The organism is Pandoraea anhela (assembly GCF_902459655.1).
GTDB classification, from domain to species: Bacteria; Pseudomonadota; Gammaproteobacteria; order Burkholderiales; family Burkholderiaceae; genus Pandoraea; species Pandoraea anhela.
The window spans coordinates 574,544-589,236 of the sequence record NZ_CABPSB010000001.1 but is presented as its reverse complement, the minus strand read 5'-3'; the positions used below and the strand labels follow the sequence as shown (position 1 = coordinate 589,236).

The window sequence follows — 14,693 nt, the reverse complement described above, 5'->3', positions numbered from 1 at the left end:
GATTGACGGGGCGTTGAACGGCAACGACGGGATGCCTGACGGATACTGCGGCGACGGCAAATTGCTTAACGATGTGTAGGAATATTTCGGGGGTGTGCGTCGTTATGGAGGGGAGAGCCGAAGCCGTGCGCGCCGCGTCGGCAAAGCAGTGAAGGCGCGTTTTACAGAGCAATAAGATCATGAACGCAACAAGACGTCTGTCGCTGCGCGCGCTCCGGTCGGGCGGGCGCCTGGCGGTGTTGGCGCTGGCCTTGTCCGGCGCGGCCGCCCGGGCTCAGGATTTTCAGGTGCGCGACGCCAAGGGCCTCGTGCTGAGCGATGCCGTGGTCTACCTCACCCCGGAAGACGGCAAAGTGCCTGCCGTGCGCCCTGCGCCGGCCTCCATCGTGCAGAACCACAAGCGGTTCATGCCGATGATCACCGTCGTGCAGAAAGGCGCGGCTATCGACTTTCCGAATCGGGACGACATCGCGCACGACGTCTATTCCCTCTCCGATGCGAAGCGCTTCGAGCTGAAGCTCTATCGCGGCGGATCCAAACAGGTGGTGTTCGACAAGCCGGGGGTAGTGACCATCGGCTGCAACATCCACGACATGATGATCGCGTATGTCGTGGTCGTGGACACGCCGTATTTCGCAAAGGCGGGCGACGACGGGCGCGGCGAGTTGCCGAAGGTGCCTGCCGGGCGTTACCGGGTCGCCGTGTGGCACCCGCGACTGGGCAATACCCCCGCGACCGTGGTGGGCACGTTTCGCTTGCCGGGTGACGCTTCCACCGCCGCGCCCGGCGCCGCGCCGCCGCTTTCCCTGACATTGCCGCTGCATGGGGAGTGAGGCGTGTCGTTCATTCCCGCAGTTCTGAGATGGCGCAGCAAAGCGGTTCGCCTCGGTGTGAGCCTTGGATGGTACCGCCTGCGCACGAAAATCACGCTGGTGTTCGTCGCGCTGATTCTGGTGGTGCTGGCCGTGATTCAGATGACGGCCAGCCGTGCGCTCAACGATGCATCGACCGCGCAACTCGACGAGCAACTCGCCGTCGGGCAGCGGGTGTTTTGCCGTGCGTTGCAGACCAAGGCGGACGAACTCACGCAGGTCGCGCAGGTGGTGACGGCCGACTTCGGTTTTCGTGAAGCGGTGGCGTTGCACGATCCGGTCACGATGCACTCCGCGTTGGAGAACGTGCGTGAGCGTGTGCATGCCGATGTGGCGTTACTTGTCGATCTGAATGGCGAGGTGATCGCCGATTCGCGCATTTCAGGCGTGCGGGGGGCCGTGAAGGCGGAGAGGCGCCTGGCGGGGGGCGGGCGTGAGCGGGGGGGAAGCGGTGGAAGGGATTTAAGGGAAGCAAGGGACGCAAGGGACCTAAAGGATCTGAGCGACTTGAGACGCGACGGCGCGGACCCGGCTCAGCCGCGAACGTCGCAAGGGCGGTTCGGGGGCAGGGCGGGGGCTTCGGCGTCGTCGATCGGCATGCTTGACGCACGCGCCTACGAGTTGGTGAGCGTGCCGGTCAAGGCGCCGCTGATCATCGGGTGGGTGACGATGGGGTTCTCGCTCGACGATGCGTTTGCGCGCGACATGCACGAGTTGTCCGGGCTCGAAGTGTCGTTGGTGCACCGGGGCGTGTCGGGGCAGTGGGAGGTCGTGGCGAGCTCGTTACACGCGTCGGACCGCGCCGCGTTGCAGGCGGCGCTCACGAACGGCCTCTTCCATATGACGGAGGACGCAGGCATGACGCGCGTCGCAGGATACGCGCTCAAAGTGGTGAATCTTTCGGGGGACGGTGCGCCTGTCGTGGCGGTGTTGCAGCGGTCGCTGACCGAGGCGGCGGGGCCGTTCCGTCAATTACGCTCGACGCTGTTGTGGCTGACGCTCGGCGGCATCGTGATCTCGATTCTCGGCGCTGCGCTGATCGCGCGTAGCGTGACGCGGCCATTGGCGTCGTTCGTGGATCTGGCGCGGCGTATCGGCAAGGGCGATTATGCCGCGGCGATCGACATACGGCGTCGCGACGAAACCGGCGATCTGGCCCGCGCGTTCGATTCGATGCGCAATGCGATTGCGCTGCGCGAGGAGCGGATCACGGAACTCGCGTATGTCGATACGCTGACCGGCTTGCCTAACCGGGCGGCCTTCAGTGAACGCATGCAGACGGATATCACGCAGGCTTATCAGGGCGGTGCGCCGTTTGCGGTCATTCTGATGGACATGGATCGCTTCAAGGATGTGAACGACACGCTGGGCCACCACGTGGGCGACCGTCTGCTGTGGGAGGCGGGGCATCGGTTGAGTACGGCTTTGAAAGACTCCGGGTATCTCGTCGCGAGACTCGGAGGCGACGAGTTCGCGATCCTCGTGCGCGGCGGCGATCAGGCGGCGGCGCATCGGTGTGCAACGCGTCTGGCGAGTGCGCTCGACGCGCCCATCGTTGTGGAGGGGCAAACGGTCGATGTCGGCGCGAGCTTTGGCATTGCCGTGTATCCGGATCATGGCGCTGACATGCATACGCTGCTGCGGCGTGCGGACCTGGCGATGTACGTGGCGAAGCGGTCGAATCTGGGTGTGGCCGTCTATGAGCCGGATACCGAGAGCCGCGACCGGGATCGGTTGTCCCTCATGAGCGATCTGCGCCATGCGATCGAGCATGGCGGGTTGTATCTGTGCTATCAGCCGCAGGTAGACCTGTCGGACGGACGCGCGGTACGGGTGGAGGCGCTGGTGCGGTGGCGTCATCCGAAGCGCGGCATCGTACCGCCGGCGGAATTCATTCCGTTTGCGGAGCAGACGGGGTTCATCCGCGTGATTTCGCGCTGGGTGGCGGCGGAGGCGGTCGCCGCGTGCGCGGCGTGGCATGCGCGGGGCGTGGTGGTCGGCATGTCGATCAACCTGTCGGCGCGCGATCTGGTCGATACCGACTTGCCCGACTATCTGAAGCGCGTGTTGCGCGAGCATGCGTTGCCGCCGCATTGGCTGTGCGTGGAGATCACGGAGAGCGCGTTGATGGACGATCCCGAGCAGGCGCTGATCACAATGCAGCGTTTGCACCGCATGGGGGTACGGATCGCGATCGACGACTTCGGCACGGGCTATTCGTCGCTGTCTTATCTGAAGCGCATGCCGGTCGAGGAAATCAAGATCGACCGCTCGTTCGTCAAGGGCATGGCGCATGAGCAGAACGACGCCCTGATCGTGCGCTCCACGATTGCGCTGGGTCACAGCATGGGCATTCGTATCGTGGCGGAGGGCATCGAGGATGCGGTGACGCTGGAGACGCTGCGAGCGCTGGGATGCGATTACGCCCAGGGTTATTTCCTGAGCAAGCCGTTGCCTGACAACGAGCTGGAGACATGGGCGCTGGCGTGGCAGGCGGAAAATGGGGAAAAAGGAGAGGTTTGCGTCAGGGGGGGCTGAGTCGCCGGCGATCAGCCTTTGCAGAGTTTGCGCAGCATTTCCGGGGTCAGCCGCCGGTCGGCGCAACGCAGGCCGGCGCCGGCGGCCGCTACGGCAGATAGCGTAATCTTGTCTTCCGCGCGGAGATGGTCGATATCAAGGGCGTGCGCGGGGATCGCGTACCACCATTGCACCCCCGTAATCTGATTACGACCGGCCTGCGCTTCGGTAAGCGGCGCGACCGGTGCGTGGATGAACGACGTCGTCTTTTGGGACAGGTGCATATAGATGCGCTTCTGGTCGTGAACACCGACGGCCTTGTTCTTCAGCGTATTCATATCCTTGCCGTTCTCGATCAGATGCAGCACCCCCGCGCTGTCGATATAGGAGACGTCGACATCCTTGTTCATCTCGCCTTTGTGCTCGTCGGTGTATTTCGAACCGCTGAAGACGACCTCGTCTTTCGCGAGCTCGTCGGGATGCACATGAAGAATGGCATCCAGCTCGGAGGTAATGCCCTGGAAGGAAAGCGGGATGCCTCCCTGTTTGCTGATGCCATAAAAGGCATCGAAGTATTGCCCGCCGCCGTCGAACGGGCTGTAGTCCGCGGGCTGGCCGGGCAAATCGCTGGTGATCATGCCGAGCGTCTTTCCGATGCCGACCCAGTCGTAAGGCAGGTTGAGTCGCCGGGCCTGGGCCAGTTTCTCGGCCTGCTGGAGAAATCTGGCGGCGGTTGCGGGGTCGAAGATTTCGACAAGCGCCAGTTTTCGACAGATCAACTGGGCCTTTTTGGTATCGACGATGCCGATGAAGGCAGCGGCAAACGGCACGAGGTTCCCGGTAAAGGCATCCCAGTCGCTTGTCCAGGCCTGCCGCGATGTCTTTAACGTGTAGGTGTTTATTTTCTCCAGAATCTTCGGTCGCTCGTCTTCTTCCCGTTTCGAGCGCACTTCGGATTTCGCTTTGCGGATCTCTGCGTTGATCGCGGCGAGCAGCGCCTTCATGTTGTGGAACTCTTGGGTTTTCCACGTTTCGTCCAGCAGCGTTGTCAGCGCTTCGGTGGAGAACCGGCGCGTGTAGTCCGCGACCTGCTTTGCGCCTGAGAACTCCGGGTTTTGCATCAGGACCAGGTAAGTTTGCTCGGCGAGTGTCGGGCGTTAAGTCGGGCGTTACCCCGGCCCAGAGGGATTGAGTTTGCCCGGCCGATTGCGCCATAACGAAAAAACCCGCACAGCCAAAGACTGTGCGGGTTTTTCAATTCTGGTCGGGGCGAGAGGATTTGAACCTCCGACCACCTGCACCCCATGCAGGTACGCTACCAGGCTGCGCTACGCCCCGTGAGAGATGCATCGTTAAGAAGCATCGCTCGAAAGAACGCGATTATAGCAGAGCTTTTTGCGAGAAAGATAGGGGACGTGCGCGTTAAGCGCATCTTTTTTTGTTCGCGTCGCTGCTGTGCGCATCAACTCATTGAATCGTCGCTGTTTTTCGCGAGTCCCCGGCTCGCCAATCGCTTCATCCGTGCCGTCTTGCCGCGCGATATCCCCATGATGGTTATCCCGAATGTCGAATTCGAAGGGCCTCACGATAATGGAAATCTGCCCATGTCCATTGCCCATCGAGGCTCGGAGGCAAGCGATGCCGCACACCCAGGGATTCGGCGACGCGCGTGACCTTCTGCTCGCGCAGCGCGCCCACTACGACGTGGCGTACCGTGATTTCCGCTGGCCAGTCCTTACCCGCTTCAATTGGGCGCTGGATTTCTTCGATCCCCAGGCAAAAGGCAACGACAATGCCGCCCTATGGATCGTCGAGGAGGACGCTCGCGAGGTGCGGCTGTCGTTCGCCGACATGTCGGCACGCTCCAATCGCGTCGCCAACTTCCTGCGCGACCGCGGCGTCGCCCGGGGTGATCGGGTGCTGCTCATGCTGCCCAATCAGGTGGAACTGTGGGATCTCATGCTCGCCTGCATGAAGCTCGGCGCCGTCATGATTCCCGCGACCACACTGCTTGCTGCAAACGATCTGGCCGATCGCCTCGAACGCGGACGCGTGCGTCATGTCGTCACCACGACGCGAGACGCGCCCAAGTTCGCCAATTTGCCCGGCGACTACGGACGCATTGCCGCGGGCGATCACCCGCCCGATGGCTGGATACCGCTCTCGCCCGCTTACGAGGCATCCGACGAGTTCCACCCCGAGGGCGTCACGCTCGCGACCGATCCGCTGCTGCTGTACTTCACGTCGGGTACGACGTCGCGCCCCAAGCTCGTGCTCCACACGCACCAGAGCTATCCCGTCGGCCATCTCGCTACGATGTACTGGATCGGCCTGCAGCCCGGCGACGTCCACTGGAACATCAGTTCGCCGGGATGGGCGAAGCACGCCTGGAGTTGCTTCTTCGCGCCGTGGAATGCCGGGGCCACCATCTTCATCTACAACTTCTCGCGCTTCGACGCCCGCGCCGCCCTTGAGACGGCGGCGCGCTGCGGCGTGACGACGCTGTGTGCGCCGCCGACCGTCTGGCGCATGATGATCCAGGAAGACCTGACCCGTCACGCCGTGAAGTTTCGTGAGCTCATCGGTGCGGGCGAGCCGCTCAATCCCGAGGTGATCGATCAGGTCAGACGCGCATGGAACATCACGATTCGGGACGGCTACGGGCAGACGGAAACCTGCTGCCAGATCGGTAACTCGCCGGGACAGGCCGTCAAGGCCGGCGCGATGGGACGGCCGATGCCGGGGTATCGCGTTGTCCTGCTCGATCCCGATGGCAACGAAGCCGACGAGGGCGAGGTCGCGCTGGTGCTCACGCCGCGCCCGACCGGTCTCATGCAAGGGTATGAGGACGATCCGGACAAGACTGCCGACGCCATGCGCGACGGTTACTACCACACCGGCGACGTCGCCATGCGTGACGAGCGTGGCTATTTCACCTACGTCGGCCGCGCCGACGATGTCTTCAAGGCGTCCGACTACCGTATCAGTCCCTTCGAACTCGAAAGCGAAATCATCAAACACCCGGCGGTGGCCGAAGCCGGTGTCGTGCCGAGCCCGGACCCGGTGAGGCTGGCCGTGCCGAAAGCCTTCGTCGCACTACGCACCGGCTTCGAGGCGAACGACAAACTCGCGCTCGACATTCTGCGTTTTTGCCGCGATCAACTCGCGCCGTACAAACGCATTCGCCGCATCGAATTCTGTGACTTGCCCAAGACGATCTCCGGCAAGATCCGACGTGTGGAACTGCGCCGCACGGAAGAGGGGCGCAGCCTCGAACTGCGCCGCGACAGGGAGTTCTGGGACGTCGACTTCGCGGATTTGAAATGACGTGAGGCGATCCGTCCTGCACAGCCTCGCTTCGCCGTCGGCCAGCGCGGCGCGATATGGCGTGCACAACGGGGCGGTCGTACCATGGCGCGACGCAACGTGGCGCCCCCCGGCAGGCCGGCACCCGACCCCGAACCTGGCACCTCAGCGCATGTGCTGAATCACCAACTCTGCGCCGAGCATGGCGAGGCCCACGAAGAAGCTGTTCCGAAACACCGGCGCACTCACGCGGTTTCGTACCCACTGCCCGAGAAACATCCCGCCCAGCGCCGGGGCCAGCGCCAGCAGCGAGACGCCGATCGCATGCCCATGGAAGACGCCGTCGCGCGCCAGCCCTGCCGCCAGCGCGATCGTCGAGACAGTGAACGACAAGCCCAGCGCCTGCACGAGGTCGTCCTTGTCCAGTTCGAGCGCCTGAAGGAAGGGCACGGCGGGGATTACGAAGACGCCGGTCGCCGCCGTCACCAGTCCCGTGATCACACCGATGCCGCCACCGAGCGCGCTCACTCGTGAGCGGGACCACGCTGCCGGCACATGCAAACGTATCGCCGCCAGCCCGAGCGCCGCATAAACCAGCAGCGCCACACCCAACGCCATGCCCGCCAGATCGCCGCCATTGGCGAGCCATCCGCCCCCCATCCAGGTGCCGATACAGATGCCGAGCAGCATCGGCCACAGACGTCTGGCCAGTGCAGCGAAGCGTGGGCCTGCCAGCAGTTGCCAGATGTTGGTGACGAGGGACGGCACGATGAGAAGGGCGGCGGCCTCGGCGGTCGGCATCGCGAGCCCGAGCAGGCCCACGGCGACCGTGGGCAGTCCCAGCCCGATCACGCCTTTGACGAAACCGGCCAGCAGGAAGGTCACGAGCCCCAGAGCAAGCAGGGGCATGAGATCGGTGAGGGATTGCGTATTTATCATGACGCCAGTATCGGTGAGCGTCGATACGCCGCCAATGCGGCTTTCGCGCAGGGCGACTCAGGCGAATACTGAGGCTCTCGTTGACGTCGGCGCGCCGCTCATCAAGACGCGTCGTTGCCGGTCGTCGCTGCTCGTCACATGCCGTCGCATGTCGTTGCATGTCGTTGCGTGGCATTGAGGTCGAAGTTGAAGCCGATGTCGGGACGGGCTCCCGCGTGCGGCGCGGATCCCGACATCGACCCGTCGTTCCGGAACCCGGGCCGAGGTGGCGTCCGACGCGGTTTGGCGTTTTCAGTTATGCTCAGGCCAAATTCGCGCCGTGCCGCGCATCGTGCGTGTCCTCCGGAGTCCAGATTCCGGCGGTCGTGCCGTTGCCGTCGGCACCCCGTAGACCTCCGTATGCCGTTCGCCGTCGAAGCCCACACCGATCGTGACACCGTCATGGCGGATGTCGCCGGCGATAGCCATGCCAAAGCACTGCGCTTGTCCAGAGGGATGGAAGTTGGAAAACCAGAATCGCCAGAATCGCCAGAATGGCCAGAATCGTCAAAACGAACCCACCGCTCACGCCGGCCAAACCGACGCTCACGCGTTGCTCGACCAGCGTCTGGCGCGCCTCATGCAGCCCGCGCACCGGGATCTGCTCGGTCAGGGGCTGTCGGGCATCGAACGTGAAACGCTGCGCGTCGAAGATAATGGTGCACTCGCCCTGACGCCGCACCCGCGTGCGCTCGGCTCCGCTCTGACCAACGACGAAATCACCACCGATTACTCGGAAGCCCTGCTCGAATTCATCACGCCGCCGCAACGCGACGCCGCCGACGTCATCGCCCGTCTGGACGAAATTCACCAGTTCGCTTACCGCAAGCTCGGCGCGGAACTGCTGTGGAGCGATTCGATGCCGCCCGCGTTGCCGCCGGAAGCGGTGATCCCGATCGCCGATTACGGCACGTCGCACATCGGCATGCTCAAGCATGTCTATCGTCGCGGTCTGGCGCTGCGCTACGGCAAGCCGATGCAATGCATCGCCGGCATTCACTACAACTTCTCGCTGGCCGAACCGGTGTGGGAATTGCTGCGTGAGGCCGAAGGGTCGAAAGAATCCGCGCGCGACTATCAGTCCGCGCGTTATGTCGCGCTCATTCGCAATTTCCGCCGTTACAGCTGGCTGCTGATGTATCTGTTCGGCGCGTCGCCGGTGCTGCACGCCGAGTTTCTGCGCGGGCGCGATCACGGCCTCGATACCTACGACGAAGGCACGCTCGGCCTGCCTTATGCGACCAGCCTGCGCATGAGCGATCTGGGGTACCAGAACAGCGCGCAGTCGGAAGTCTCGCCGTGCTACGACTGCCTACCGAGCTATATCGACGCCCTTACGCAAGCCGTCAGCCAGCCGCATCCGGCCTACGAGGCGCTCGGGACGAAGCGTGACGGCGAGTGGATTCAGCTCTCGACGAATCTGCTGCAAATCGAAAACGAGTTCTACGCGACGATCCGTCCGAAGCGCGTGACGTACAGCGGCGAGCGCCCGGTGCAGGCGCTGGCGCGTCGCGGTGTGCAGTACGTCGAAGTGCGCTGTATCGACATCGATCCGTTCCAGCCGGTCGGTATCGACGTCGACACGGCGCGCTTCATCGATGCTTTCCTGTTGTTCTGCGCGCTGGAGCACAGCCCGTCATGCTCGAACGCCGAGAACGTGGAAAATCGCGATAACTTCGCGCATGTCGTGAAAGAAGGTCGCAAGCCGGGACTGGTGCTGCATCGTGGCGGCGAGGCCATCACGTTGTTCGACTGGGCCGAAGCATTGCTCGATCGCATCGACCGCACGGCCGCTGCGTTCGACGCGCAACGCGGCGGCGCTCATTATGCGCATTCGATGGCGCTGCAACGCGCCAAGGTGCAGGATGTGTCGCTCACGCCGTCCGCACGCGTGATGGCCGCGCTCGAACCGCTGCGCGGCACGAAGGGCGGTGCGTTTCAGGCATTTGCGCTGGATCAGAGCCGGCGTCATGCACAGACGCTGCGCGATATGCCGCTCGATGCGGCCGTCGTCGATCATTTCGAGACGCTCGCCCGCAAGTCGCTCGACGCGCAGGCTGAACTCGAACGCACGCAAGTCGGTGACTTCGATGCCTTCGTGGCCGCCTATCGTGCAGGAACGCTCGGCACGGTGAGCGTCTGACGGACATGGCGTCGAGCGTCGATCGCGCCTGACGAGGCGTCCACGGTATCCACGAAGCTCGACATCAGGGAATGGAAAAAGCGCTCGCGAGGCGCTTTTTTCTTATCCGAGCACGCCCAGTTGCCAGCCGAAGAACACCGCCAGTCCGGCACCGATCGTCAGCAACGGGTGGCGCGTTGCGGCACACACCGCGATCGCGACGAGGGCTGCCACGAGTTGTGGATTGCGCCACGTCAATTCGAGTCCGTTGCCATGGGGCGCCAGGGTCATCGGCACGATGATTGCCGTGAGCACCGTGACCGGAACGAACGACAGCGCCTCACGCAACCACTCGGGAAAGCGCACGCGATCGCCAAGCACGAAGATGCTGGCTTTGACCGCGAAGGTCACTGCCGCCATGCCGAGAATGGCCAGTACATAGTTCATTGCGAGGCACCTGCGCACGCTTGCTCTGCCCGCAGATCGGGACGCTCGTTTGCCTCGGCGCGCTCGCTCGGTGCGCCGGTGTCGGACTCCGGGGGCGGACGCGCACCGTCGCGACGCCGCGCATGCAGCGCCAGCATGCCCGCCGCAATGCCGAGCGCGACGGCGACGAGCAACCCGAGCTTGTAAGGCAGCCCCCGGCACAGATACGCCGCTGCGCCCGCTACCACCGTCGCGACGGCCCACGGCAGGCGCGCCATTTGCGGCACGATGATCGCGATGAACGTCGCCACCATCGCGAAGTCGAGTCCCAACGTTTGCAAACGCGGGAATGCTGCGCCGAACAGCAGGCCGGCCAGCGTCCACGCTTGCCAGTTCACATACATCGAGAGGCCCGAACCGAGGAAGTACCAGTGCCCCATCGGGTCGGCGCGATGCCGGTGGAAGTGGCTGCTTGTGACGGCAAAGGTTTCGTCCGTCAGCAGGAATCCGAGCACGGCGCGCCAACGCCAGTTCAGATGCCTGACGTGCGGCAGCAGGTTGGCGGCGTACAGCATGTGACGCAGATTGACGATCAGCGTCGTTGCCCAAAGCACGACGTAACCCACGCCGGTTGCAAACAGCCCGGCAGCGATGAACTGGCTGGAACCGGCGAACACTGAGAGCGACATGAGCTGGCCGTGCCACAGCGCAAGCGGCGTCGTGGCAACCAGCGCGCCGAAGATCAGGCCGAACGGGGCCGCACCGACGATCATCGGTACGGTATCGCGAGCGCCTGCGGCAAAGCTTGCCGCGCGGGACAGAACCGGCATGGTGAAACGTTCCTGAGTTGGGCGCAGTGGGAATACGTCGAATCCGCAGGATAGCGGTTTGCGTCCCCTGGACGCTTGTACGTTCTTGCGCTCGGCACGATCTCAGGCGCGCATGCATGTAAAAAACGGCCGCCTGACAGGCGGCCGTTGCGAAAACGTATCGAGCGTGGATGGCGAAGGCGCTGATGTCCTCCTGCCGGGGCTTCAGGGATGCTTGAACATATCGAGAATACGCGCTTTCTCGCTGGCATCGGCGCCGCCGGGCGAGGGCGGCTGACCTGCGGCGGGCGGCGGTGACGCCGACGACGGCGAATTGTTACCGAAGAACGGCAGCGAGAAGCCGCCGCCGTTATCGTCGATACCGATGCTCGCGACGAAGCCGTTGCCCGGCAGTTTGTCGGATTCGTACAGTTCGCCATTCACGACGCTCACGCCCTCGGGCATCGGCATTTGCTGTTGCGGCACGCCGTTGAGCGCCACGCCCATGTACTTGAGCCAGACGGGCAGCGCCAGTTGCGCGCCGAACTCGCGGCTGCCCAGCGTTTTGGGCTGATCGAAGCCGAGCCATGCCACGGCGACGAGCGTGCGCTGATATCCGGCGAACCAGCCATCGACGGCGTCGTTCGTCGTGCCGGTCTTGCCGCCGATGTCGGTGCGCTTGAGCACGTTCGTGCCCGAACCGGTCCCGCGTTGCGCCACCGATTGCAGCAGGCTGTTCATGATGTACGCATTCGGTGCGGAGATGGCGCGGGCGGCATTGACGCCCGCAACGACCGGCGTGGCCTTGTTGAGCACGTTGCCGCGCGCATCGCGAATCTCGCTGATGAGATACGGCGCGACACGATAGCCGCCATTCGCAAACACGGCGTACGCGCCGGCCAGTTGCAGCGGCGTGGTCTGCCCTGCACCCAGCGCCATCGGCAGATACGGCGGTACCTTATCGGCATCGAAACCGAAACGCGTAGCGTAGTCCTGCGTGTACTGTGTGCCGGCGAATTGCAGCAGGCGAATCGCCACCAGATTCTTCGAGCGTTGCAAGCCTTCACGCACCGTCATCGGACCGCTGAAGGCGTCGTCGTCATGCGGATCCCACGCCTGACCACCGGTCTGTGCGGGCGGCAGATTCAGCGGCCCGTCCATCACCATCGTCGCCGGGCTCACGCCTTTCTCGATGGCTGCCGAGTAGACCACCGGTTTGAAGGTCGAACCCGGCTGACGCCATGCCTGCGTCGCACGATTGAACTTGCTCTGGTTGAAGTCGAACCCGCCGATGAGGGCTCGGATAGCGCCGTCGTCCGGCGACAGCGAGACGAGCGAGCCTTGCACTTCGGGCAACTGCGAGATGCGCCACTTGCCACGTGCGTCCTTCATCACGCGGATGATCGACCCGGGGCGGATACGCACCTTCTCGCTCGCCCTGGGCGACAACGCGGCGGCGGCGAAGCCGATGCCGTCGCCGTTGATGACGGCCGCATCGCCCGACAGCGGCACGGCGGTGACTTGCGACGCGCTCGCCGCCACGACCACAGCAGCGACCAGATCGCCGTTTTCCGGATGTTCCAGCAGCGTGTCTTCGATCAGTTGCTGACGATCGGGCATCGCCGCAGGCAGTTCGACAAAACCCTCGGGGCCGCGATAGGCGTGGCGGCGCTCGTAATCGAGCACGCCGGCACGCACCGCTTCATAAGCCGCTTGCTGCTTCTTGGAGTCGAGGGTCGTGATGACGGTCAGGCCGCGTGTGTAGGCGTCGTCCTTGTATTCGTCGTACACCGCCTGACGCACCATTTCGGCGACATATTCGGCGTGCACGTTGTACTCGTTGCCGGACGTGCGCGTGCGAATCGGCTCATGCAGCGCGTCTTCGTATTGATTGCGCGAGATGTAGCCCAGATCGAGCATGCGCTTGAGGATGTATTCCTGACGAATCTTCGCGCGCTTCGGATTGACGATCGGGTTGTAGGCGGACGGTGCTTTGGGCAGGCCGGCGAGCATGGCCGCCTCGCCGAGCGTGATGTCCTTGAGGTCCTTGCCGAAGTAGATGCGCGCCGCGCTGGCGAAGCCGTAGGCGCGTTGGCCCAGATAGATCTGGTTCATGTACAGCTCGAGAATCTTGTCCTTCGACAGCGCGGACTCGATCTTGTACGCCAGCAGCATTTCGTAAATCTTGCGGGTAGCCGTCTTCTCGCGCGAGAGGAAGAAGTTGCGGGCGACCTGCATGGTGATCGTGCTGGCGCCCTGTGCTGCGCCACCGTGCAGCACGTCGGAGACGCCGGCGCGCAGAATCCCGATGAAGTCGACGCCGCCGTGATCGTAGAAGCGATAGTCTTCGATGGCGAGGACCGCCTTCTTCATGACGTCCGGAATCTGGTCGATGGTCACCAGACTGCGGCGCTCTTCGCCGAATTCGCCGATCAGCACGTTATCGGCGGTATAGACCCGCAGCGGCACCTTGGGACGGTAGTCGGTGATGACGTCGAGCGGCGGCAGGTTCGGGCGCATGACGATCAGCGCATAGCCGACGATCAGCGCCGCGACGACCGCCAACCCTGCCAGCGTGGCAAAGACGACCGCAATCGTGCCGAATCCTCGCTGGCGCCCGTGGCGGCTGGCGCGACCGGGCCGATCGGGACCGAGAGGGAAAGGCGAGGCGGCGTGGGGCGACTGCGCCAGGTGGGGAATGACGGGGGACTTGCGGTGCGCGTGATGCGACGGCGCACGAGGCGGCAAACAATGCTTCAAGGACATACCCAACGAAAAATGCAGGATGGGAACAGGCCGGCCGGCCTAGCGCTGCGTGGATCCCCGCCGCGCGGCGAAATCGAAGCAGTATGCCACGGCCGGGGCGTCACCCTCCAAAAAAATGGGAGGGGTGCACGCGTAGCAGACTGCGAAGTATTAGAACGGCAGGTGGGGCCGGCGTTCGCCGGTCCCCCGAGAAATCCCGGTCGGCGGCGCGGTAACGCTCAGCGCCGGGCTTCCGTCGCCATGCGCACGGCCAGCGCGCCGAGCATCCCGCCCATGAGGTAGCGCTGAATGCGCAGCCAGGCAGGGCGTTGACCGAGGAATCGCGAAATGGCGCCTGCCGACAGCGCGATGGACGCGTTCACCACCACACTGCCGACGATCTGCGTGGCGCCGAGCGCCAGCGACTGCGTCAGCACGCTGCCATGCTCGGGGTGGACGAACTGCGGCAGCAGCGCGAGATAGAGCATCGCAATTTTCGGATTCAGCACCGAAGTCAGCAGGCCCATCATGAAAAGACGGCGATTGCTGTCCTTGGGCAGCGTACTGACCTCGAACGGCGAGCGGCCACCCGGCTTGAGCGCTTGCCATGACAGCCAGAGCAAATAGATCGCGCCGCCGAAGCGCAGCGCATCGTAGGCGAACGGTACGGCGAAGAGCAGGGCCGTGATACCGAACGCGGCGCACAGCATGTAAAAGACGAAAGCGAGCGCCACGCCGCCGAGGGAGACGAGCCCGGCGGCAGGACCCTGACACAGCGAACGCGAGACCAGATACATCATGTTCGGTCCCGGCGTCAGGGCCATGCCGATGGCGACCAGAGCAAAGGCGAGCCAGGTGGAGGTATCAGGCATTGTATGGATGTCCCGAACGCGCGAAGCGTTCGCGGTATTGGATAAG

At 64.0% G+C, this 14,693-nt stretch carries 11 protein-coding genes and 1 tRNA gene; 4 read left to right on the top strand and 8 right to left on the bottom strand.

Going from position 1 to position 14,693, the window contains the following annotated elements:
• The first annotated feature begins 179 nt into the window (after positions 1–179).
• Both PAN31108_RS02355 and PAN31108_RS02350 read left to right on the top strand, forming a co-directional pair.
• A complete protein-coding gene (locus PAN31108_RS02355; RefSeq protein ID WP_150667280.1) occupies positions 180–833 on the top strand; it encodes a methylamine utilization protein in 654 nt (217 codons plus the stop codon).
• Between the two features lie 3 nt (positions 834–836).
• Positions 837–3,410 carry a putative bifunctional diguanylate cyclase/phosphodiesterase gene (locus PAN31108_RS02350; RefSeq protein ID WP_150667279.1) on the top strand — a complete coding sequence of 858 codons (2,574 nt, stop codon included), beginning with the start codon at positions 837–839 and terminating at the stop codon, positions 3,408–3,410.
• An 11-nt stretch (positions 3,411–3,421) separates the two neighbouring features.
• Here the strand turns inward: PAN31108_RS02350 and PAN31108_RS02345 are convergent, their stop codons facing one another.
• From PAN31108_RS02345 to PAN31108_RS02335, 3 genes are all read right to left on the bottom strand, one after another.
• Entirely contained in the window at positions 3,422–4,510 is a 1,089-nt protein-coding gene (locus tag PAN31108_RS02345) for a hypothetical protein (RefSeq protein ID WP_150667278.1), read from the bottom strand.
• Positions 4,511–4,650: 140 nt separating this feature from the next.
• Positions 4,651–4,727, bottom strand: a tRNA-Pro gene (locus tag PAN31108_RS02340).
• A 14-nt stretch (positions 4,728–4,741) separates the two neighbouring features.
• Positions 4,742–5,008 carry a hypothetical protein gene (locus tag PAN31108_RS02335; RefSeq protein ID WP_150667277.1) on the bottom strand — a complete coding sequence of 89 codons (267 nt, stop codon included), beginning with the start codon at positions 5,006–5,008 and terminating at the stop codon, positions 4,742–4,744.
• Positions 5,009–5,027: 19 nt separating this feature from the next.
• Here PAN31108_RS02335 and PAN31108_RS02330 point away from each other — a divergent pair, with 19 nt between their 5' ends.
• Positions 5,028–6,716 (top strand): AMP-binding protein, encoded by a 1,689-nt coding sequence (locus tag PAN31108_RS02330; RefSeq protein WP_150667276.1) that lies wholly within the window; start codon positions 5,028–5,030, stop codon positions 6,714–6,716.
• A gap of 144 nt (positions 6,717–6,860) precedes the next feature.
• Here the strand turns inward: PAN31108_RS02330 and PAN31108_RS02325 are convergent, their stop codons facing one another.
• Entirely contained in the window at positions 6,861–7,634 is a 774-nt protein-coding gene (locus PAN31108_RS02325; RefSeq protein ID WP_150667275.1) for a sulfite exporter TauE/SafE family protein, read from the bottom strand.
• Positions 7,635–8,226: 592 nt separating this feature from the next.
• On the opposite strand from PAN31108_RS02325, the gene gshA reads away from it, so the two are divergent.
• The gene (gene gshA, locus PAN31108_RS02320) at positions 8,227–9,816 is read left to right on the top strand and encodes a glutamate--cysteine ligase (protein WP_281350028.1); all 1,590 of its coding nucleotides are present in this window, start codon (positions 8,227–8,229) and stop codon (positions 9,814–9,816) included.
• 102 nt (positions 9,817–9,918) lie between these two features.
• Here the strand turns inward: gshA and PAN31108_RS02315 are convergent, their stop codons facing one another.
• The 4 genes from PAN31108_RS02315 to PAN31108_RS02300 form a co-directional block, all read right to left on the bottom strand.
• On the bottom strand, positions 9,919–10,242 hold the full coding sequence (locus PAN31108_RS02315) for an AzlD domain-containing protein (protein WP_150667273.1): 324 nt from the start codon (positions 10,240–10,242) through the stop codon (positions 9,919–9,921).
• Positions 10,239–11,051: an AzlC family ABC transporter permease gene (locus PAN31108_RS02310; protein WP_150667272.1), complete on the bottom strand. Its 813-nt coding sequence runs from the start codon at positions 11,049–11,051 to the stop codon at positions 10,239–10,241. Before PAN31108_RS02310 ends, PAN31108_RS02315 begins: the two co-directional genes overlap by 4 nt.
• A 204-nt stretch (positions 11,052–11,255) precedes the next feature.
• A complete protein-coding gene (locus PAN31108_RS02305; protein WP_246183726.1) occupies positions 11,256–13,796 on the bottom strand; it encodes a penicillin-binding protein 1A in 2,541 nt (846 codons plus the stop codon).
• Between the two features lie 218 nt (positions 13,797–14,014).
• A complete protein-coding gene (locus tag PAN31108_RS02300) occupies positions 14,015–14,647 on the bottom strand; it encodes a LysE family translocator (protein WP_150667271.1) in 633 nt (210 codons plus the stop codon).
• Between the last annotated feature and the right edge of the window lie 46 nt (positions 14,648–14,693).

Bases quoted from the DNA above. Each gene is read 5' to 3' on its own strand.
- PAN31108_RS02355 (WP_150667280.1), top strand. From the start codon at position 180: ATGAACGCAACAAGACGTCTGTCGCTGCGCGCGCTCCGGTCGGGCGGG.
- PAN31108_RS02315 (WP_150667273.1), bottom strand. From the start codon at position 10,242: ATGAACTATGTACTGGCCATTCTCGGCATGGCGGCAGTGACCTTCGCG.
- PAN31108_RS02325 (WP_150667275.1), bottom strand. From the start codon at position 7,634: ATGATAAATACGCAATCCCTCACCGATCTCATGCCCCTGCTTGCTCTG.
- PAN31108_RS02345 (WP_150667278.1), bottom strand. From the start codon at position 4,510: ATGCAAAACCCGGAGTTCTCAGGCGCAAAGCAGGTCGCGGACTACACG.
- PAN31108_RS02300 (WP_150667271.1), bottom strand. From the start codon at position 14,647: ATGCCTGATACCTCCACCTGGCTCGCCTTTGCTCTGGTCGCCATCGGC.
- PAN31108_RS02310 (WP_150667272.1), bottom strand. From the start codon at position 11,051: ATGCCGGTTCTGTCCCGCGCGGCAAGCTTTGCCGCAGGCGCTCGCGAT.
- PAN31108_RS02330 (WP_150667276.1), top strand. From the start codon at position 5,028: ATGCCGCACACCCAGGGATTCGGCGACGCGCGTGACCTTCTGCTCGCG.
- PAN31108_RS02305 (WP_246183726.1), bottom strand. From the start codon at position 13,796: ATGTCCTTGAAGCATTGTTTGCCGCCTCGTGCGCCGTCGCATCACGCG.
- PAN31108_RS02335 (WP_150667277.1), bottom strand. From the start codon at position 5,008: ATGGGCAATGGACATGGGCAGATTTCCATTATCGTGAGGCCCTTCGAA.